The organism is Pseudomonas sp. SK, from assembly GCF_012975065.1.
GTDB classification, from domain to species: domain Bacteria; phylum Pseudomonadota; class Gammaproteobacteria; order Pseudomonadales; family Pseudomonadaceae; genus Aquipseudomonas; species Aquipseudomonas anuradhapurensis.
Genome location: NZ_CP051857.1, coordinates 3271142 through 3291025, shown reverse-complemented (window position 1 = coordinate 3291025; position 19884 = coordinate 3271142). Strand labels below are relative to the sequence as shown.

The following is a 19884-nucleotide window of genomic DNA, read 5'->3' as shown; positions in this document are numbered from 1 at the left end:
TCGATTACACGCACGCCGCCGCACGGGCACAACGACAGGAACAACCAGCTGCAAGGCTGAATGAGGTCGACATGGCTTTCTGGAAACGCAACCGTTCGCACGCACAACCCACCGTTTCCATGAACCGTCCGAGCCTCATCCAGGCGCTGGAACCGCGCATGATGTTTGACGCCTCGGTAGCCGTGGTCGCCGACCAGGGCGCCCAGGCCGTGGCAGCCGCAACGGCCAAGGACCCCAGCGTGGCCAGCGATGCCAGCAGCACGCAGGACACTGCAGCTGCGCACGACGCCGCCCCCGCCACGGCGCCGGCCACCACGGCTGCGGGCAGCCACGAAGTGGTGTTCGTCGACTCTGCCGTCAGTGACTACCAGAAGCTGATTGCCGGCCTTCCCGCAGGGGTCGAGGTGGTGGTGCTGGAAAACGGCAAGGATGGTTTCAAGCAGATTGCCGATTACCTCGATGGCCGTAGCGACGTGACCAGCATCGATATCATCAGCCACGGTGACAGTGGCTACGTCTACCTGGCCGGCAATGCCGTGTGGACCAACCAGCTGGCCAGCCATGCCAGCGACCTGGCGCGCATCGGCGCCAGCCTGGCGGACGGTGGCGACATTCGTTTCTTCGCCTGTAACACCGGCGCGGGCAGCGATGGCCAGCTATTCGTTGACCAGGTGGCGCGGCTCACCGGCGCCGATGTCGGCGCTTCGGCGAACGCCACCGGCAATCGCGCCGGCGAGGACTGGCAGCTGGAAACCGTCTCCGGGGTGCTGGCGACAGATACCGGCGTGCAGCGCGGGGACCTGTCGGCGTTCACCACTTCGCTGGCGACCATTACCGTTACCGACACCGATGCATCTTCCACGGCGCTCAACGGCAAGGTGTCGCTGGCCGAGGCCATCCAGGCCGCCAACACGGATGCTGCGGTGGATGGCTCCAGCGCCGGCAGCGGCAGCGATATCATTGTCTTCCACCAATCGCTGAAGGGGCAGACCATCCGCTGGTCCACGGCCTCGGCGCTGCTGGTCACCAGCAACGTCACCATCAATGGCGACGTCGACGGTGACGGCCAGGGCGATATCATCCTCAGCGGCGACGTCAACAACAACGGCTTGCGCGACTCACTGGAATCGTCGGGCCTGCAAAGCAACACCAACGGTGCACTGACCGTGCGCAACCTGGATTTCCGCTATTTCTCCGGTAACCTGGCCGGCGGTGCAATCCGGGCCAACTCGGGCTCGATCACCGTCGAAGACTCGAATTTCCAGGACAACGCCGGTGCCGTGATCAACTCGGCGACCACGCTGGGCTCCACGGTGATCGTGCGCAACACGACCATTCACGACAACGATGGCAGTATCGCCAGCGCTACGGCCATGTCGTCGCTGGTGCGTCTGGGCGGGGCCAACAACCACGTGCTGGAAAACGTGGCGATCTACGACAACATCGGCGAATACGGTGCCACCGGCGTCGTCGCCGCCGGTGCGGTGATCGTGCTGAACAATACCGGCGGCTCGGTGAGCATCGTCAACAGCACCATCGTCAACAACAGCTTCAGCACCAGTACCGGCACGATCAGTTCGGCCGGCCTTGGCTGGTCGCCGGGCAGCGCTGGCACGGTGACGGTGCAGAACAGCATCCTCACCGGCAACACGGTCAATGGTGTCGCGCTGGATGCCGCCACCAACAACGGCACCGGTGGCGGCTATACCAGCACCACCAACCTGATCGGTGTTTCGGTCGACTTCGTCAATGCTGCAGGCGGCGACTACCGCCTGGCCTCGACCGCCAGCAATGCCATCGACCAGGGCACTGCTGCCGGTGCCACGCTCACCGACCTGCGCGGCTTTGTCCGGCCGCGTGGCGCCGGGGTGGACATCGGTGCCTACGAGGTGCTGTATGCCGCGCCTCCCGTGGTCGACCTGGACACCAGTAGCGGCGGTAACGACAGTACGGTGAACTTCACCGGCACACCGGTGGCGATCGTACCCAACCTCAGCCTCACCCAGACCGACGGCGACACCCAGGTCAGCGGCGCCACCCTGACCCTGAGCGGTGTGGTGGATGTCGGCAACGAAACCCTGTCGCTGAGTGCCGGGCAGATTGCCAGCGCAGCCAGCTTCGGCATCACGGTCAGCGGGTCGGGCAGCACGGTGCTGACGTTGAGCGGTGTCGCCACCCTGGCGCAATACCGCGCGGTGCTCGCCGCAGTGGCCTACGGCAACGCGGCCGTGGCCTACACCAGCGGTACCCGTAGCGTGTCGGTCAGCGTCAACGATGACATGGGCAGTACCAGCCGCACAGCCTCGGTGGTGGTGCAGCCACTCAACAGCGTGCCGGTGATCGGCAACCTCAATGGTGACGGCGTCACCTTCACCCAAGGCAGCGGCGCGGTGCTGATCGACAGCGGTGGCAATGCCACCGTCAGCGACAGCGATTCCGCCGACTTCGCCGGTGGCAACCTGAGCGTGGCGATCAGCGCCAATGGCGTGGCCAGCGAGGATCTGCTGGGGCTGCGCAACCAGGGCACTGGCGCCGGGCAGATCGGTGTCAGTGGCAGCACGGTGAGCTATGGCGGGGTCACCATCGGCAGCCTGTCTGGCGGCAGTGGCGGGGCCAACCTGGTGGTCACGTTCAACGCCAATGCCAATGCGGCGGCGGTGCAGGCGCTGGTGCGCAACCTCACCTACGAAAACAGCAATGCCGGCAACGCCATCGGCCAGGCCAGCCGCACCCTGAGCATCACCCTCAATGACGGTGACGGTGGCACATCCGCTGCAGCGGCGGTGCAGGTGGCAATCCAGGAAACCATTGCCCCGACCGCCACGATCAGCATCAGCGACACGGCCTTGAAAATTGGCGACACGGCCACCGTGACCATTACCTTCAGCGAGGCGGTGAGCGGCCTGACCCTCGCCGACCTGAGCGTGGCCAACGGCAGCCTGAGCGGTCTCGCCAGCGCTGACGGCGGTATCACCTGGACCGCGATCCTGACGCCGAGCAGCAATGTCAGTGATGCCAGCAACCTCATCACCCTGGACAACAGCGGGGTCAGCGACCTCGCCGGCAATGCCGGCAGCGGCACCACCGACTCGAACAACTATGCCATCGATACCGTGCGCCCGACCGCCACCATCGTGGTAGCCGACAGCGCCTTGCAGGCCGGCGAGACGTCGCTGGTCACCATCACCTTCAGCGAGGCGGTAAGCGGTTTCACCGTTGCCGACCTGAGCGTGGCCAACGGTAGCCTGAGCGGCCTCGCCAGCGCCGATGGTGGTATCACCTGGACCGCTACCCTGACCCCGGGCAGCAACGTCAGCGATACCAGCAACCTGATTACCCTGGATAACACCGGGGTGACCGACATGGCGGGCAATAGCGGCAGCGGCACCACCAGCTCCAACAACTACGCCATCGACACCCAGCGCCCGACCGCGACCATCGTGGTGGCTGACAGCGCCCTGCGCATCGGCGAGACCACCACGGTGACCATCACCTTCAGCGAGGCGGTAAGCGGTTTTACCCTTGCCGACCTGAGCGTGGCCAACGGCGCGTTGAGCGGGCTCGCCAGCGCGGACGGCGGCATCACCTGGACCGCCACGCTGACGCCGGACAGCAGCGTCAGCGATACCAGCAACCTGATCACCCTGGATAACACCGGGGTGACCGACGCGGCTGGCAACAGCGGCAGCGGCACCACCAGTTCCAACAACTACGCCATCGACACCCAGCGCCCGACCGCGACCATCGTGGTGGCTGACAGCACCCTGCGCATCGGCGAGACCACCACGGTGACCATCACCTTCAGCGAGGCGGTAAGCGCGTTTACCCTTGCCGACCTGAGCGTGGCCAACGCTAGCCTGAGCGGTCTCGCCAGCGCCGACGGTGGTATCACCTGGACCGCGACCCTGACCCCGAGCAGCAATGTCAGTGATGCCAGCAACCTCATCACGCTCGACAATACCGGGGTAATCGACCTGGCGGGCAATGTCGGCAGCGGCACGACAGACTCGAACAACTACGCCATCGACACCCAGCGCCCGACTGCTGTGATTACGGTCGCCGACACCACCCTCACGGTCGGCGAGACCACCACGGTCACCATCACCTTCAATGAAGCAGTGACCGGCTTGAGCACCGCCGACCTGACGGTGGCCAATGGCTCCCTCGGCGGGCTCAGCAGCGTCGATGGCGGCATCACCTGGACTGCCACCCTGACGCCTGCCAGCGGTATCAGCGACACCAGCAACCTCATCACCCTGGACAATACCGGTGTCGCCGACCTGGCCGGCAACGCGGGGGTGGGCAGCACTCAGTCAACCAACTACATCGTCAACACCGTGGCCCCGACCGCCACTGTCGTGGTAGCCGACAACGCGCTGCGCGTGGGCGAGACCACGCTGGTCACCATCACCTTCAGCGAGGCAGTGAGTGGTTTCGACAACAGCGACCTGAGCGTGAGCAACGGCAGCTTGAGTGCCGTGAGCAGCAGCGACGGCGGCATCACCTGGACGGCGACCTTCACCCCGGCCGCCAACGTCGAGGACGCCAGCAACCTCATCACCCTGGACAACAGCGGTGTGGTTGGTGCTGTCTCCGGCAACGCCGGGGTTGGTACCAGCGACTCCAACAACTATGCCATCGACACCCAGCGCCCGACGGCCAGCATCGTGGTTGCCGATAGCCAGCTGGGCATCGGCCAGACCAGCCTGGTGACCATCACCTTCAGCGAAGCGGTGAGCGGCTTAACGCTGGCCGATCTGACGGTGGCCAACGGCACCCTCGGCGGGCTGAGCAGCGCCGATGGCGGCGTTACCTGGACCGCGACCCTGACGCCGACCAGCGGGATCACCGACACCAGCAACCTGATCAGCCTGGACAACAGCGGCGTTTCCGACGCGGCAGGCAACGTCGGCAGCGGCAGTACCGCATCCAACAACTACAGCATCGATAGCCAGCGCCCGACTGCGACCATCGTGCTGGCCGACAGCGCGCTGCGTGCTGGCGAGACGACCCAGGTCACCATCACCTTCAGCGAAGCGGTGAACGGCCTCGACCTGGCCGACCTCACCGCGCAGAACGGCACCCTGGCCAACCTGGCCAGCAGCGACGGTGGCATCACCTGGACCGCAACCTTTACCCCGGCACTGGCGGTGCAGGATGCCAGCAACGTCATCAGCCTGAACAACAGCGGCATCGCCGACCTGGCCGGCAACGTCGGCACTGGCACCACCCAGTCGGCCAACTACACGGTCAACACCGTGCTGCCCAGCGCCACCATCGTGGTCGCCGACAGCGCCCTGCGTGCCGGCGAGACGAGCCTGGTGACCATCACCTTCAGCGAGGCGGTCAGCGGCTTCGACAACAGCGACCTGAGCGTGAGCAACGGCAGCTTGAGTGCCGTGAGCAGCAGCGATGGCGGCGTGACCTGGACCGCGACCTTCACCCCGGCGGCCAACGTCGAGGACGCCAGCAACCTGATCAGCCTGGACAACAGCGGAGTGGTTGGCGCCTCCGGCAATGCCGGGGTCGGCACCACCGACTCCAACAACTATGCCATCGACACCCAGCGCCCGACGGCCAGCATCGTGGTTGCCGATAGCCAGCTGGGCATCGGCCAGACCAGCCTGGTGACCATCACCTTCAGCGAAGCGGTGAGCGGCTTAACGCTGGCCGATCTGACGGTGGCCAACGGCACCCTCGGCGGGCTGAGCAGCGCCGATGGCGGCGTTACCTGGACCGCGACCCTGACGCCGACCAGCGGGATCACCGACACCAGCAACCTGATCAGCCTGGACAACAGCGGCGTTTCCGACGCGGCAGGCAACGTCGGCAGCGGCAGTACCGCATCCAACAACTACAGCATCGATAGCCAGCGCCCGACTGCGACCATCGTGCTGGCCGACAGCGCGCTGCGTGCTGGCGAGACGACCCAGGTCACCATCACCTTCAGCGAAGCGGTGAACGGCCTCGACCTGGCCGACCTCACCGCGCAGAACGGCACCCTGGCCAACCTGGCCAGCAGCGACGGTGGCATCACCTGGACCGCAACCTTTACCCCGGCACTGGCGGTACAGGATGCCAGCAACGTCATCAGCCTGAACAACAGCGGCATCGCCGACCTGGCCGGCAACGTCGGCACCGGCACCACCCAGTCGGCCAACTACACGGTCAACACCGTGCTGCCCAGCGCCACCATCGTGGTCGCCGACAGCGCCATGCGTGCCGGCGAGACGAGCCTGGTGACCATCACCTTCAGCGAGGCGGTCAGTGGCTTCGACAACAGCGACCTGAGCGTGAGCAACGGCAGCTTGAGTGCCGTGAGCAGCAGCGATGGCGGCGTGACCTGGACCGCAACCTTCACCCCGGCGGCCAACGTCGAGGACGCCAGCAACCTGATCAGCCTGAATAACAGCGGAGTGGTCGGCGCCTCCGGCAACGCCGGGGTCGGCACCACCGACTCCAACAACTACGCCATCGATACCCAGCGCCCGACGGCCAGCATCGTGGTTGCCGACAGTCAGCTGGGCGCCGGCCAGACCAGCCTGGTGACCATCACTTTCAACGAGGCGGTAAGCGGCCTGTCCCTGGCCCAGCTCCAGGCCGATAACGGCGTGCTGAGCGGCCTGGCCAGCAGCGATGGCGGTATCACCTGGACGGCCATTTTGACGCCGACCACTGGCAGCCAGAGCAACGGCAACCGGGTGTACCTGGACACCGGCCTGGTCACCGACGCCCAAGGCAACCACGGCGACAGCACGGCGCAGTCCAACGCCTATCTCGTCGATACCCGTGCGCCGAGCGTGACCAGCGTTGGCGGGCCGGTTGCTGGCGTGACCTACAATGCCGGCGATGCGTTGGTGTTCGTGGTCAATGCCAGCGAGGCGGTCGAGGTCAATGGCTCTCCGCGGCTGCTGCTGGAGGTGGGGGGGCGCACGGTCTACGCCGAGCTGGTGGCCGGTGCGGGCACGGCGACCCTGGTGTTCCAGTACATCGTCCAGGCCGGCGACAACGACAGCGACGGCATCAGCGTGACGGGCCTGGCGGCCAACGGTGCGAGCTTGAACGATGCACTGGGCAATGCCATGAACCTCACCTTGAACAACATTGCCGATATGCGCCAGGTACTGGTCGACACCCAGGCACCGGCCGCGCTTGCCATCGTCACCCTCGACCCATCGCCAAGCAATGCGCAGAGCGTGCGCTTTACCGTGACCTTCAGCGAACGCGTCAATGGCGTGGACCTGAGCGACTTCAGCCTGGCCAGCAGCGGTTCCGCCAGCGGTACGTTGAGCGGCCTGCGCCAGCTTGGCGAAGGTGTCTACGAAATCACCGTCAGTGGCGTGAGCGGCACCGGCACCTTGGGCCTGAACCTCAAGGCCAGCGGTACCGGCATCAGCGACGTCGCCGGCAACCTGCTCAGTGGCGGCCTGGTGGGCGCCACCTACAGCATCGATCGCGATGCGCCCACGGTAAGCAGTGTCGGCGTGCCGGCCGCGGTCGCCTACAACGCCGGTGATGTGCTGACCTTCGTGGTCAATACCAGCGAAGCGGTCATCGTCGATGGCGTTCCACAGCTGGCCCTGGATATCGGTGGGCGTACGGTGTTTGCCGACTTCGTCGCCGGATCGGCGACCACCACGCTGGTGTTCCAGTACCGCATCCAGGCCGGCGACAACGATGCCGATGGCGTGCAGGTACTGGGCCTTTCGGCCAATGGTGCGAGCCTGCATGATGCGCTCGGCAATGCGCTGAATCCGGGGCTCAATGCGGTGGGGGACAGCGCCGGGGTGACGGTCGACACACGTCTGCCAAGCGTCGAGTCGATCGTTCCGGTGCCGCTTTCCACGCCTGGCAGCCAAGCGTTCACGGTCACCTTCAGCGAGGAGGTCAGGGGTGTCGACCTGGCTGATTTCCAGCTGCTCGCGACCGGCAGTGCCACCGGCACCTTGCAATCGCTGGTGCGTATCGACGGCCACACCTGGCAAGTCAATGTCGCTGCAGTGGCGGGTAGTGGCACGCTGGCACTGGCACTGAAAGCCGATGGCACCGGCATCAGCGACATTGCCGGGAATGCCTTGGTGGGCGGTTTCAGCGGCCAGGGCCAGCCATTGCCGTCCAGCGATGGCGACCCGGAGTACCGTGCCTATCCGCCTGCAAAACCGGGCCTTCCCGGCTCGACTGCAGCGGTGCACGCGCCGCTTGCAGTGCCGCTGCCGCCGTTCCAGTCGCCGCTGGTGCCGCAGCCATTGTTCGAGGTGCCGAGCCCGGGCGGTGGCTTGCCGACCGTTGGCGATATCTTCATTCGCAACGGTGCCTTGGCACCGAGCTACCTGGCCCAGGTTTTCGTGGGGCAGCAGCATGCCCTCGGCGATGGTTCCGGCGCGGGCTTCCTCGGCTTCGGCGGCGGCGATGCCAATGTCTTCGGTGCCAGCAGCCTGGCCAACATCTTTGACAAGACGCTGCCGGATGATGGCGGCCAGTACGAGCTGAACGGGGGTAAACCGTGGCGCCAGGGCGCCGAGGCCGGGACAGGCAAGGGCCTGTCAGGGGCACCGACCCTCAGCCAGCAATTGCAGGCATACAAGGACGCTGAGCAGCGCCAGGTCAGCAAGCTGGCCCAGGCGCTGGGACAGATCGAGGCAGCTACCCCTCAGGCGTGAACGTCGGCCATGAGGGGGCGACAAGACCAGAAAAACAAGCAATTTGCCGTGCCAAAGGGGGCGGAAGGGATGAGTAGAGCGTCAAGGATATTTGCGGTGAGCCTGTTGGCATTGGCGGTGACCGGCTGTGCCGTCAAGACCCAGCCGATCGAGCGCAGCGTCAGCGAGCAGCGGGCACGGCAGGATCTGGCCAGCATGTTCAAGGGCCAGGAGGCGTTGCAAGGCCCGCTGACACTGCACCAGGCGATGGCGCGGGCAGTCAAGTACAACCTGGAAGCTCGCCTGAAGGTCATGGAAGAAGCCCTGGCCCAGCGTCAGGTGGACCTGGCCACGTTCGACATGCTGCCCCGTATGGCGGCCTCCGCGGGCTATGCCGGGCGTAGCAACGTCAGCGCCTCCAGCAGCCGCAGCGTGCTGACCAATACCCAATCCCTGGAACCCTCGACTTCCCAGGACCGCGACCGGGACGTGGCCGACCTGACCATGGTCTGGAACGTGCTGGATTTCGGCGTCAGCTATGTCAGTGCCAAGCAGCAGGGCGACCAGCGCCTGATCGTGCAGGAGCGCCGCCGCAAGGTGGTACAGACCATCATTCAGGACGTGCGTTCGGCATACTGGCGGGCAGTCGCCGCCGAGCGCCTGCTCAAGCAGATCGACACCTTGATGGCGCGGGTCGAGCAGGCTCGCGACAACAGCCAGCGCATGGGCGACCAGCGTATCGGTGACCCGATCCAGGCGTTGACCTACCAGCGTTCGCTGATCGAGGCGACCCGCCAGCTGGAAGAGCAGCGCCGGGCCTTGTCGCTGGCCAAGACCGAACTGGGCGCGTTGATCAACCTGCCGCCGGGCAGTGAACTGACCCTGGCGGAAAATACCGATTATGCCGTGCCCCAACTGAAGGTGGGCCTGGACAGCCTGGAACAGCAGGCCTTGGCATCGCGCCCGGAACTGCGCGAGCAGGACTACCAGGCGCGTATCAGCGCCGCCGAGGTGCGCAAATCGATGTTGCGCATGTTGCCGGGCCTGGAGTTCTCCGCAGGTGGCCATTACGACAGCAACAGCTTCCTGACCAACCAGCACTGGGCCGACTATGGTGTGAAAATCACCTGGAACCTGTTCAATGTGCTGTCTGGCCCTGCCTCGATCGATGTGGCCAAGGCCGGCGAGCAGGTGGTCGAGGCGCGCCGCCAGGCGATGTCGATGGCCATCCTGGCCCAGCTTTACGTGGCCAATGCCAACTTCAGCGAGGCCCGCCGGCAATTCACCACGAGCCAGCAACTGGTCGCTCTCGACCAGCAGATCGTCGAGCAACTGCGCAACCGCCATCAGGCCGAAGGCATTGGCGAGCTGGAGCTGATCCAGGGCGAGCTGAACGCCTTGCAGGCAGATCTGCGCCGCGACCTGGCCTATGCCGAGCTGCGTAACAGCTATGGCCAATTGTTCGCCAGTGCCGGCCTTGATCCGCTACCGGCGACCTTGCCGTCCGGCGAGCTTGCCGACATCGCCCAGGCCCTGAGCAGCAGCGAGGCGCGCTGGCAGCAAGGGGACATCACGCCGGGCTCCTGAGCCTGGTCATCGAGCGGGCTGGGGTGACTGCTGCTCCAGCACCTGCTCGAGTGCCTGATGCAGTACATGCTCCTGCACATAGCGCAGCAACTGCTGCTGCGATACTGCTGCTGCGACACCGGCAGTGTCTATTACCAACTCGGCGTGCAGCGGCGTCTCGTAAGGTGCATCGATGCCGGTGAACCCCCGCAGTTCGCCGGCCCGTGCCCGTCGATACAGCCCCTTGGGGTCACGTGCCTCGCAGGTTGCCAGGTCGGCGCTGACATGCACCTCATGGAACCCCGTTTTGCAAGCCTTGCGCGCGGCGGCACGATCGGCGCGATAGGGTGAAATGAGCGCGGCGATGCAGATCAGGCCGGCATCGGCGAACAGCGCGGCCACCTCGCCGGCCCGGCGGATGTTTTCATGCCGGTCGGCGGGGGAGAAGCCAAGATCGGCGTTCAGGCCGGTGCGCAGGGCATCGCCATCGAGGACATAACTGGCGTGTCCCTGGGCGTTCAGGCATTGGGCCAGGGCGACGGCCAGGGTCGACTTGCCGGCACCGGATAGCCCGGTCAACCAGATGACTGCACCACGTCGGCTCGGCTGTGGGTGTTGTTCGCTTCCTGCGCTGTGCACGTCGAACCCTCCGGGTAGAAAGACCGAGTGTACTGCGCTGTAGCGGGTGGTGTCAGTCTATGCTTGAGGGGTAGGGTGGTAGCGGGGCGCTGGTCGGGCAGGGAAGTGGCGTTGTACCGGTCCAAGCGCGGTGGCGTGCCAGCGTGTGGGTTGTCGAGAGGCCGATGGCCGACCTCACCTAGTCCAGATGCTGCTGATGTCTCTGATGTCTCTGATGTCTCTGATGTCTCTGATGCGTCTGCATCTGCTTTTGATCTGGCTTCTAAGCGCGCGATAGTTCAGGCGCCGCCGAATGCGACTTCAGGAGGCCGAGCGAAGGGCTTGCGGAGGGAGGTGACGGGCATGGATGCCCGTCAAGCGCTGAGGCCCCATGGATGGGGCCTGCAGCGCGTCCTCCCGGGAGCAAGCCCGTAGCGAGGGGACCCCGGAGCGCAGCGTAGGGGCCGGATGATGGGAGCCAGCGTTTTTTGGTTACTTTTTGCCGCGTTTGGCAAAAAGTGACCCGCCGTAAGGGCGGAAAGGTGACTAAGCGCCGCCTTTGAAAACGAATGTTGACCTCATTGTTGAAGCCCACGCTTGAAAGCGAAAAGCGAAAAGCGAAAAGCGAAAAGATTGAAGCGGGATAGCGCTGGTTTTTATCGCGCGCAAAGTCCATTGGCGATGGCGACGCTGACTCACCTTTTCGCCCTTACGGCGAGTCACTTTTTGCCAAACGCGGCAAAAAGTAACCAAAAAACGCTGCGCTCCCATCATCCGGCCCCTACGCTTCGCTGCGGGGTTCCCTCACTCCGGCCTTGCTCCCGGGAGGACGCGCTGCAGGCCCCATCCATGGGGCCTCAGCGCTTGACGGGCATCCATGCCCGTCACCTCCCTCCGCAAGGCCTGCGTTCGGCCTCCTGAAGTCGCGAAGATCAAGATCAAGATCAAGATCAAGATCAAGATCAAGATCAAGATCAAGATCAAGATCAAGATCAAGATCAAGATCAAGATCAAGATCAAGATCAAGATCAAGATCAAGAGCTTCTGCCGGCGATGGCCGGTGGTTCTGCTATCCCTTTGACAGGATCAGGTCACCACCTGATAGCACGGTACATACGCGGCGCCGCCAGGCAGCTTCATCCGATGCTGGTCGACGAAGGCCTGCAACAGCCGGCCCAGAGGATTCAGCACGGCCTGGTCACCACGGATCTGATACGGCCCGTGTTCCTCGATCAGGCGAATGCCCTTGTCCTTCACGTTGCCCGCAACAATCCCCGAGAAAGCCCGGCGCAGGTTGGCGGCCAGTTCATGCGCAGGCAGTTCGCGCCGCAGGTCCAGGTCCGCCATGGCCTGGTGGGTCGGGTCGAACGGGCGCTGGAAGCTTTCCTCGATCTTCAGTAGCCAGTTGAAATGGAACGCATCGTTGCGCTCACGGCGGAACTGCTTGACCTCCTTGAGCCCTTCAACCATGTGCCGGGCAACTTCCGCCGGATCGTCGATGATGATCTGGTACAGGCGATGCGCCGCTTCACCGAGGGTAGCGCCGACGAACGCGTGCAATTGCTGCAGGTACGGCTCGGCGCTGCGCGGGCCGGTGAGCACCACCGGGAACGGCAGGTCCTGGTTGTCCGGATGCATCAGGATGCCCAGCAGGTAGAGGAATTCCTCGGCCGTACCAGCACCACCCGGGAAGATGATGATGCCGTGGCCCACACGGACAAAGGCTTCCAGACGCTTCTCGATATCCGGCAGGATCACCAGTTCGTTGACGATCGGATTGGGCGCCTCGGCGGCGATGATGCCAGGCTCGGTAAGGCCCAGGTAGCGGCTGCCATGCATGCGCTGCTTGGCGTGGGCAATGGTTGCCCCCTTCATCGGGCCCTTCATCACACCCGGGCCGCAGCCGGTGCACACGTCCAGTTTGCGCAGGCCCAGTTCGTGGCCGACCTTCTTGGTGTACTGGTATTCCTCGCTGCTGATCGAATGGCCACCCCAGCACACCACCATCTTCGGTTCCACGCCCGGACGCAGGGTGCGGGCATTGCGCAGCAGGTGGAATACGTAGTCGGTGATGCCCTGGGAGCTTTCCAGGTCGATGCGCTGGCTGGCCAGCTCGCTTTCGGTGTAGACGATGTCGCGCAGGGCGCTGAACAGCATTTCACGGGTACTGGCGATCATCTCGCCATCGACGAAGGCGTCGGCTGGGGCGTTCAGCAACTCCAGGCGCACGCCACGGTCCTGCTGGTGGATACGTACCTCGAAGTCCTGGTAGGCCTCGAGGATGGTCTTGGCATTGTCGACATGGGCGCCGGTGTTGAGAATGGCCAGGGCGCACTGGCGGAACAAGGTGTAAAGGCTACCGGTACCGACTTCACTCAGCTGCTGCACTTCACGTTGTGACAGCGTCTCCAGGCTGCCTTTGGGGCTGACGGATGCATTGATGACATGGCGTTGAGGCATCTAAGTCTTTCCTGTGCGGGTAAAACATCCTTCTTTGACAACACCATACCGAGAAATGTGGGCGGCAACGAGGGGGAGGCTAAAAAAGCTTGAGGCCCGTTTGCCTTCTTCGCGGGTAAACCCGCTTCCACAAGGATCGCGCTGGACCTGTGGGCGCGGGTTTAGCCGCGAACAAGCCAACCAGGTTTCACCTCATCCCAGCAGCTTCTGTACGCCAAGGGTTATCGCCAGCCCGCCACCGATCAGCCACAGGTTCAGGAGCGCCCCGGTGGCCAGCGCTCGCGGCCCGGCCTGGCGAATCTGGCTGAAGCGCGTTTCCATCCCCAACGCGGTCATGGCCATGGTCAGGGCGAAGGTATCCAGGCTGTTGAGCGCCTGCGTCACGCTGCCCGGCAGCACCTGCAGCGAATTCACCAGTACCAGCGCCAGGAAGCCGAGGGCGAACCAGGGCATGGCGATGCGCCCGTTGCCTTGTGCCTGGCCTGGCTGGCGTGCACGGCTGATCCACCACCCGGCCAGCAACAGCACGGGCACCAGCAGCATGACCCGGGTCATCTTGACGATCGTGGCGATATGCGTGGCATCGGCGCTGATGTTGCTGGCCGCGCCAACCACTTGCGCCACTTCGTGAAGGGTGCCGCCGAGGAACAGGCCAGCGCCCAGGGTGTCCAGTTGCAGCCAGCCGGCGTTGATCGCCAACGGGTAGAGGAACATCGACAGGGTGCCGAACAGCACGACACTTCCGACCGCCATGGCGCTCTTGTGCGGGGCGCTGCGCAGGGCCGACTCGAATGCCAGTACCGCAGCGGCGCCGCAGATCGCGCTGCCGGCAGCGGTCAGCAAGGCCGTATCGCGGTCCAGCTTGAATACCTTCATGCCGCACCACAAGCCGAGCAGCAGGGTACTGCCTACCACCAGCACGGATACGATGAGCCCCGACCAGCCGACTTCGGCTATTTCCTGCAGGCTGATGCGCAGGCCGAAGAAGGCAACGGCAATGCGCAGCAGGCTGCGAGCGGAAAAGTTGATGCCTGCCGCCCAGCTCGCGGGCACCCCGTCACGCAGCGCGTTGGCATACAGCGCCCCAGCGACGATACCGACGATCAGTGGGCTGATACCCAGGTTGGCGATGGCCGGCAGGGCGGCCAACTGGGTGACTGCCAGCGCGAACAGCGCGACGAACAGGATGCCGTTGAGCCGCCCACGGGTGGAGAGGGTAGGTGCAATAGCAGGGTTGGACGGAACCGTGGCCATGTGAGTCCTCCGGAAAGGTGTTTCGACAGGGCCTACGTTAATCTGGTTATAAGCTTATAAAAAATCGTAATTTGGGATGGCAAATATCCGCACATCTGATATTTTCAATTCATGACCCCGGAACAACTGATAACGTTCGCCACCGTCGCCGAGCATGGCAACATCAGCCATGCGGCTCAGGCCCTGCACCTGTCGCAACCGGCGGTGTCGGGCCAGCTCAAACTGCTCCAGGAGACTTTTGGCGAGCCCCTTTACCAACGCGCCGGCCGCGGCGTGCGGCTGACCGCGGCCGGTGAACAGTTGCTGGCCTATGCCGAGCGTCTGCGCGAAACCTTCCGCCAGGCCCAGGCGCTGCGCGAGGCCATGCGCGGGCTGGAGCGTGGGACCCTGCGCATCGGCGCGAGTACCACACCGGCCAGCTACCTGCTGCCGTATCTGATTGCCGATTTCCATGCCCGCTATCCGGAGGTGCAGGTAAGCACCTCTCATGGCAACACGGCGGAAATCGTCGCTGCGCTGGACAGCATGGATATCGCCCTGATCGAAGGGCCCCCTGGGCAGGAGCTGCCATTGGGCACGGCAGTGACGGCGTGGCGCCAAGACGAGATCGTTGCCATCGTGCCGCGCGGGCATCCGCTGGCGGGCAGCGAGCAGCAAACGCTGGCCGCGCTGGGGGCTTACCCGCTGGTGTTGCGCGAAAGCGGCTCGGGCGTGCGGCAGATCGTCGAGCGGGCCTTTGCCCGCAGTGGCGTGGCCATGCGCGTGGCGCTGGAGATTGCCGGGGTGGAAGGGGTCAAGGAGGCGGTGCGGGCCGGGATGGGCATCGGTTTCGTATCGGCAATGTCGATCCGCCACGAAGACGGTGCGCTACGCCGGTTGCAGGTTGTGCCGCAGGCGCTGGTGCGGCGGTTTTCCATCCTGGTGCCGCATGCAGCGACGCCGTCGCGGGCGGCGGCGCGGTTTCTGGAGTTGTGTGTCGGGCTGCAGGAAGCAGGTTGACTGTACTGGCCTCTTCGTGGGTAAGCCCGCTGCCACAGGACCTCCACAAGCTCGACGGTGGTGATACTCCTGTGGGGGCGGATTACCCGTGAAGAGGCCGGTGCAGGTGCCCTCAGCTCACCTGAAAGACATGCTTCAGATAAGCCACGAAGTTCTCATCCCGGCACTGGGTCTTGCCCGGGCTGTCGGAGATCTTCGCTACCGGCGCGCCATTGCACGCGGTCATCTTGATCACGATATTCATCGGTTCCACACCTGGAATATCGCAGGTCAGCCGCGTACCAATGCCAAAGCTCACATTGATCCGCCCATGCAGCGCCCGGTACAGCCCCAGCGCCTTGGCGAAATCCAGGCCATCGGAAAAGATCAGCGTCTTGCTCTTCGGGTCGATGCCCAGCCGCTCATAGTGTGCAATGGCCTTTTCCGCCCAGGCCAGCGGGTCGCCCGAGTCATGCCGCAGGCCATCGAACAGCTTGGCAAAGTACAGGTCGAAATCGCCGAGGAACGCGTCCATGGTGATGCAATCGGTCAGGGCGATGCCGAGTAACCCGCGGTATTCCCGCACCCAGCATTCCAGCGCGGCAGCCTGGCTGTCGACCAGCCGTGGGCCGAGCTGCTGGTGGGCCATGAACCACTCGTGGGCCATGGTGCCGATCGGCTTGAGCTGGAACTCCCGGGCCAGGTGCACGTTGCTGGTACCGACAAAGCGGCCCGGGAAGTCACGCGTGAGAATGTGCACCACCTCTTCCTGCACCCGATAGGAAAAGCGCCGCCGGGTACCGAAATCGGCCAGTTGGAAGCCGGCCAGTTCTTCGTTGCTGGCCTCGGCCTTGAGCCAGTCGAGTTTCTGGTACAGGCGCTCGCGAACCTGCTCGATCACCACCTCGCGATAGCGGTAGCGGTTGCGCACCTCGCTGATGATCGCCAGCAGCGGGATCTCGTAGAGAATCACGTGCAGCCATGGCCCACGCACGCGGATCGCCAGTTGCCCGGCATCATCCAGGTACACCTGCACATAGCGCAGGTTGAAGCGGAACAGGCTGAGAAAGCGGATGAAATCCGCCTTGATGAAGGGGATTTTCTCCAGGTAGGCGAGCTGGTCGTGGGTGACGCTGACCTCGGCCAGTTGTTCCACCTGGTAGCGGATTTCCGCCAGGTAGGGGGCGAGGTTCTCGTTATTGCGGCAGCGGAACTCCCACTCCACCTCGGCGTTGGGGTAGTTGTGCAGCACTGCCTGCATCATGGTGATCTTGTAGAAGTCGGTATCCAGCAGGTTCTGGATGATACGCGGACCGAAAACGCTATCGCTCATGGGCGGTCTTCCTTGATTCGGGCAAGCTGGTGGTCGAGTGCCGCTGCGTCCCCACAGAGGATCACGCCCTCGGCGGCCAGCGCACCACACGCCTCGATCGCCCCCGCCTGGGTGAGGGCGCGGCAGGCGGGCAGGTACAGCAGCACCTGGAAGCCGGCCTGGCGCAGTTGCCGGGCGGTGGTCCTGACACAGTAGTCCAGGGCCAAGCCGCCGACGATCACCGCACCCACCTGGTTTACCTTGAGGTACTCGATCACCCCGGTGGAGCGGCGCTCGGCCAGGTCGTGGTAACAGGCACCGTAGGGGTGCAGGTCGGGCTCGACGCCTTTCCAGACGAAGTAATCATAATCGATGGGGGCGGGCAGGCCGGGCAGCAGTTCGAAGCCCGCAGTGCCGGGTACGCAGTGGCTGACCCAGGTCAGGTCGGCATCGGCCAGTGGCAGCGGCTGCAACATGTCGGCGTGGTCGGCGACCACCCAGGCGGCGTTGGCCGGGTGGGCGTCCTTGCTGCCCAGGCGCAGGTCGGCGCGCTGCGCCATGGCATTGAGATCCGCCACGATTTCGTCACCTTCGGGCACGGGTAGCTCTTGCGGGGCGTTGGCGGTGAAGCCATTTTGCGCGTCGACATCGAAGCTGGCGATCTTCATGACGGTACTCCTTGCTGAGGGCTGGCGATATAATTCACCTGGTGCATTAAGTATGTCAAGTGCTTTTTGTTTTGCGGTTGATGCTTGTATTACTTAACCTCTCTGGTGGAATATGAGCGGATTCCTGAGCGGAGCCATCCCGTGAGTAACACCGAAGTCCTGGCCAGCGTCGATATCGTCGCCCTGCGCATGGCCCCTGAAGCGCAGCATCTGCAAGTGTTGTTGCACCGTCGTGAGCGAGAACCGCATGCCGGCCAATGGGCCTTGCCCGGGGTCATCGTCAATGGCCGAACCCCTGATACCAGCCTGGAAGGCGCTGCCGACCGGGCCCTGCGCGAAAAGGCCAAGGTATTGCCGCGTTACCTGGAACAGGTGGGTACCGAAGGCAATGCCTTCCGTGACCCCAGGGGCTGGTCGCTGAGCACTTTCTACCTGGCGCTGCTCGACCCGCAACAGCAGGTCGAGGGCGAGCAGCTGGCGTTCTTCGATCTGGACAGCGTGCTGGAGCGCAAGGTGCTGCTGCCGTTCGACCATAACCTGCTGGTCGGCCGCGCCCGCGAGCGCCTTGCCGCGAAGACGGTGTACAGCAGCTTGCCGCTTTACCTGCTGGCAGAGAAGTTCACTGTGCTGGATGCACTGGGGGCCGTGCAGGCCTGCCTGGGGCAGGCGGTGAACAACACCTCGCTGCGCAAGCGGCTGGAGCGCTTGCGCGAGCTGGGGTGGGTGAGGGATACCGGGGAGAAGAACCAGCCGCGGCTGGGGCGGCCGCAGCAGTTGTATGCCTATACGCCGCAGGGTGAGCGGGCGTTCATGTTCGACCGTAGCCTGTTGCCCGAGGGCGCCTGACAGGCTTGCCGCTCACCCCTTGATGCCTGATCGAGCGCAGAAGGGCTCAGTGCCCCATGGCTACCTTGGCGCCGGCCTGGCGACGACGGTAGGCGCTGTCGCGGCTGGCCAGCCACCAGTAAAGCGGCGAAGTGACCGCCAGGCCCACCAGCCACGACAGGTCTGCACCGTTGATGTGCTCGGCAATCGGCCCGACATACAGCGGCGTGTTCATGAACGGGATCTGCACCACGATGCCCACCGCATAGGCAACCAGCGCCTGCGGGTTGTAGCGCCCGTAGATGCCTCCATCGACCTGGAAGATCGACTGGATGTCGTAGTCCCCCTTGTGAATGGCGTAGAAGTCGATCAGGTTGATCGCGGTCCACGGCACCAATACCACCAGCAGCACCAGCACCATGTCGACGAAATGGCCGATGAAGTCTGCCGAGGCGAACACCGCCACCACGCAGCAGGCGCTCAGCACCACCAGTGACAGCACCGCGCGGCTGTTGGCGGTGGGGATCCAGCGGTAGGCGAAGGTTTGCACCAGGGTGATGATCGACAGTACCGCACCATACAGGTTGAGGGCGTTGTGGCTGATCACGCTGAGCAGGAACAGCACCAGCATGATCGGCCCCAGGGTGCCGGTGGCCAGCTTGACGGCGTCCATGGTATCCATGCCGGCCGGGATCGCCAGTACCGCCACCGCGCCGAAGATGAACGACAGGCTCGAACCCAGCGCGGAACCCAGGTAGGTGGTCCAGAACGTGGCGCTGACCTTGACGTCCGCCGGCAGGTAACGTGAATAGTCCGACACGTATGGGGCGAAGGCGATCTGCCACAGCGCCGCCAGCGACACGGTGGCCAGCCAGCCGGCCAGGTTGAAGCCGCCGCGGGTAAGGAAATCGTCGCTTTGCACATGGCTGAAGATGTAGCCGAAGCCGACCACGATGCCGATGCCCAGTACCCAGGTACCGATACGGTTGAGCACGTGGATGAAGCGGTAGCCGATGATGCCGATGATGCCCGAGCCCAGTGCGCCGATGACGATGCCCACCGGCACGGGCACGGCATCGACCACACCGTGCAGCGACTTGCCGGCAAGGACGATATTGGAGGCGAAGAAGCCGATGTACATGACCCCGGCGATCACCACGACCAGCAGTGCGCCAAGCGAGCCGAACTGGGCGCGGCTCTGGATCATCTGCGGGATGCCCATCTGCGGGCCCTGGGCCGAGTGCAGCGCCATCAGCACACCGCCAAGCAGATGGCCGACCAGGATGGCGACGACGCCCCACAGCAGGTTCAGGTGGAACAGCTGCACGCCCAATGCGCCGGTAACGATGGGCAGCGGCGCGATGTTGCCGCCGAACCACAGTGTGAACAGATCCCTTACCTTTCCATGGCGGTCTTGCGGGGGCACGTAGCCGATCGTGTGTTTTTCTATCAGGGGTGCCGAATTGGCTGCACTGGTCATGACTGACTCCAAGGCAAGGTAGGGCATTGGGAACTGCCCGGGGGCGTGCCGGCGAAGGGCGACGCGTTCTTGTTGGAGCGATGA

General features: G+C 64.4%; 11 protein-coding genes. 5 read left to right on the top strand and 6 right to left on the bottom strand.

Annotation, left to right across the window (positions count from 1 at the left end):
• Positions 1 to 71 precede the first annotated feature (71 nt).
• Positions 72 to 8660, top strand: coding sequence for an Ig-like domain-containing protein (locus HG549_RS15085; RefSeq protein WP_256665903.1), 8589 nt, complete (start codon positions 72 to 74; stop codon positions 8658 to 8660).
• Positions 8661 to 8729: 69 nt separating this feature from the next.
• Entirely contained in the window at positions 8730 to 10226 is a 1497-nt protein-coding gene (locus tag HG549_RS15080; protein WP_170030305.1) for a TolC family protein, read from the top strand.
• Positions 10227 to 10232: 6 nt separating this feature from the next.
• Here HG549_RS15080 and cysC read toward each other — a convergent pair whose 3' ends face one another.
• Positions 10233 to 10844 carry an adenylyl-sulfate kinase gene (cysC, locus tag HG549_RS15075; protein ID WP_170030304.1) on the bottom strand — a complete coding sequence of 204 codons (612 nt, stop codon included), beginning with the start codon at positions 10842 to 10844 and terminating at the stop codon, positions 10233 to 10235.
• Positions 10845 to 11700: 856 nt separating this feature from the next.
• Between cysC and HG549_RS15070 the strand changes: the two genes are divergently transcribed.
• The gene (locus tag HG549_RS15070; RefSeq protein ID WP_170027521.1) at positions 11701 to 11904 is read left to right on the top strand and encodes a hypothetical protein; all 204 of its coding nucleotides are present in this window, start codon (positions 11701 to 11703) and stop codon (positions 11902 to 11904) included.
• Positions 11905 to 11909: 5 nt separating this feature from the next.
• On the opposite strand, the gene ppnN is transcribed toward HG549_RS15070, so the two are convergent.
• Positions 11910 to 13283, bottom strand: a complete 1374-nt coding sequence (gene ppnN / locus HG549_RS15065; protein ID WP_170030303.1) for a nucleotide 5'-monophosphate nucleosidase PpnN — start codon at positions 13281 to 13283, stop codon at positions 11910 to 11912.
• Positions 13284 to 13475: 192 nt separating this feature from the next.
• Positions 13476 to 14537 carry a YeiH family protein gene (locus HG549_RS15060; protein WP_170030302.1) on the bottom strand — a complete coding sequence of 354 codons (1062 nt, stop codon included), beginning with the start codon at positions 14535 to 14537 and terminating at the stop codon, positions 13476 to 13478.
• A 111-nt stretch (positions 14538 to 14648) separates the two neighbouring features.
• On the opposite strand from HG549_RS15060, the gene HG549_RS15055 reads away from it, so the two are divergent.
• On the top strand, positions 14649 to 15536 hold the full coding sequence (locus HG549_RS15055; protein WP_170030301.1) for a LysR family transcriptional regulator: 888 nt from the start codon (positions 14649 to 14651) through the stop codon (positions 15534 to 15536).
• 112 nt (positions 15537 to 15648) lie between these two features.
• On the opposite strand, the gene pncB is transcribed toward HG549_RS15055, so the two are convergent.
• Positions 15649 to 16848 (bottom strand): nicotinate phosphoribosyltransferase, encoded by a 1200-nt coding sequence (gene pncB, locus HG549_RS15050; RefSeq protein WP_170030300.1) that lies wholly within the window; start codon positions 16846 to 16848, stop codon positions 15649 to 15651.
• Complete coding sequence (locus HG549_RS15045; protein WP_170030299.1) at positions 16845 to 17495, bottom strand: isochorismatase family protein; 651 nt, start codon at positions 17493 to 17495, stop codon at positions 16845 to 16847. Before HG549_RS15045 ends, pncB begins: the two co-directional genes overlap by 4 nt.
• Positions 17496 to 17636: 141 nt before the next feature.
• Here HG549_RS15045 and HG549_RS15040 point away from each other — a divergent pair, with 141 nt between their 5' ends.
• Positions 17637 to 18341, top strand: coding sequence for an NUDIX hydrolase (locus HG549_RS15040; RefSeq protein ID WP_170030298.1), 705 nt, complete (start codon positions 17637 to 17639; stop codon positions 18339 to 18341).
• A 46-nt stretch (positions 18342 to 18387) separates the two neighbouring features.
• Here the strand turns inward: HG549_RS15040 and HG549_RS15035 are convergent, their stop codons facing one another.
• Positions 18388 to 19800, bottom strand: a complete 1413-nt coding sequence (locus HG549_RS15035; protein ID WP_170030297.1) for a cytosine permease — start codon at positions 19798 to 19800, stop codon at positions 18388 to 18390.
• Between the last annotated feature and the right edge of the window lie 84 nt (positions 19801 to 19884).

Coding starts and splice junctions, on each gene's coding strand:
- HG549_RS15085 (WP_256665903.1), top strand. CDS start 72: ATGGCTTTCTGGAAACGCAACCGTTCGCACGCACAACCCACCGTTTCC.
- pncB (WP_170030300.1), bottom strand. CDS start 16,848: ATGAGCGATAGCGTTTTCGGTCCGCGTATCATCCAGAACCTGCTGGAT.
- HG549_RS15055 (WP_170030301.1), top strand. CDS start 14,649: ATGACCCCGGAACAACTGATAACGTTCGCCACCGTCGCCGAGCATGGC.
- HG549_RS15035 (WP_170030297.1), bottom strand. CDS start 19,800: ATGACCAGTGCAGCCAATTCGGCACCCCTGATAGAAAAACACACGATC.
- HG549_RS15070 (WP_170027521.1), top strand. CDS start 11,701: ATGCCCGTCACCTCCCTCCGCAAGGCCTGCGTTCGGCCTCCTGAAGTC.
- ppnN (WP_170030303.1), bottom strand. CDS start 13,283: ATGCCTCAACGCCATGTCATCAATGCATCCGTCAGCCCCAAAGGCAGC.
- HG549_RS15080 (WP_170030305.1), top strand. CDS start 8,730: ATGAGTAGAGCGTCAAGGATATTTGCGGTGAGCCTGTTGGCATTGGCG.
- HG549_RS15045 (WP_170030299.1), bottom strand. CDS start 17,495: ATGAAGATCGCCAGCTTCGATGTCGACGCGCAAAATGGCTTCACCGCC.
- HG549_RS15060 (WP_170030302.1), bottom strand. CDS start 14,537: ATGGCCACGGTTCCGTCCAACCCTGCTATTGCACCTACCCTCTCCACC.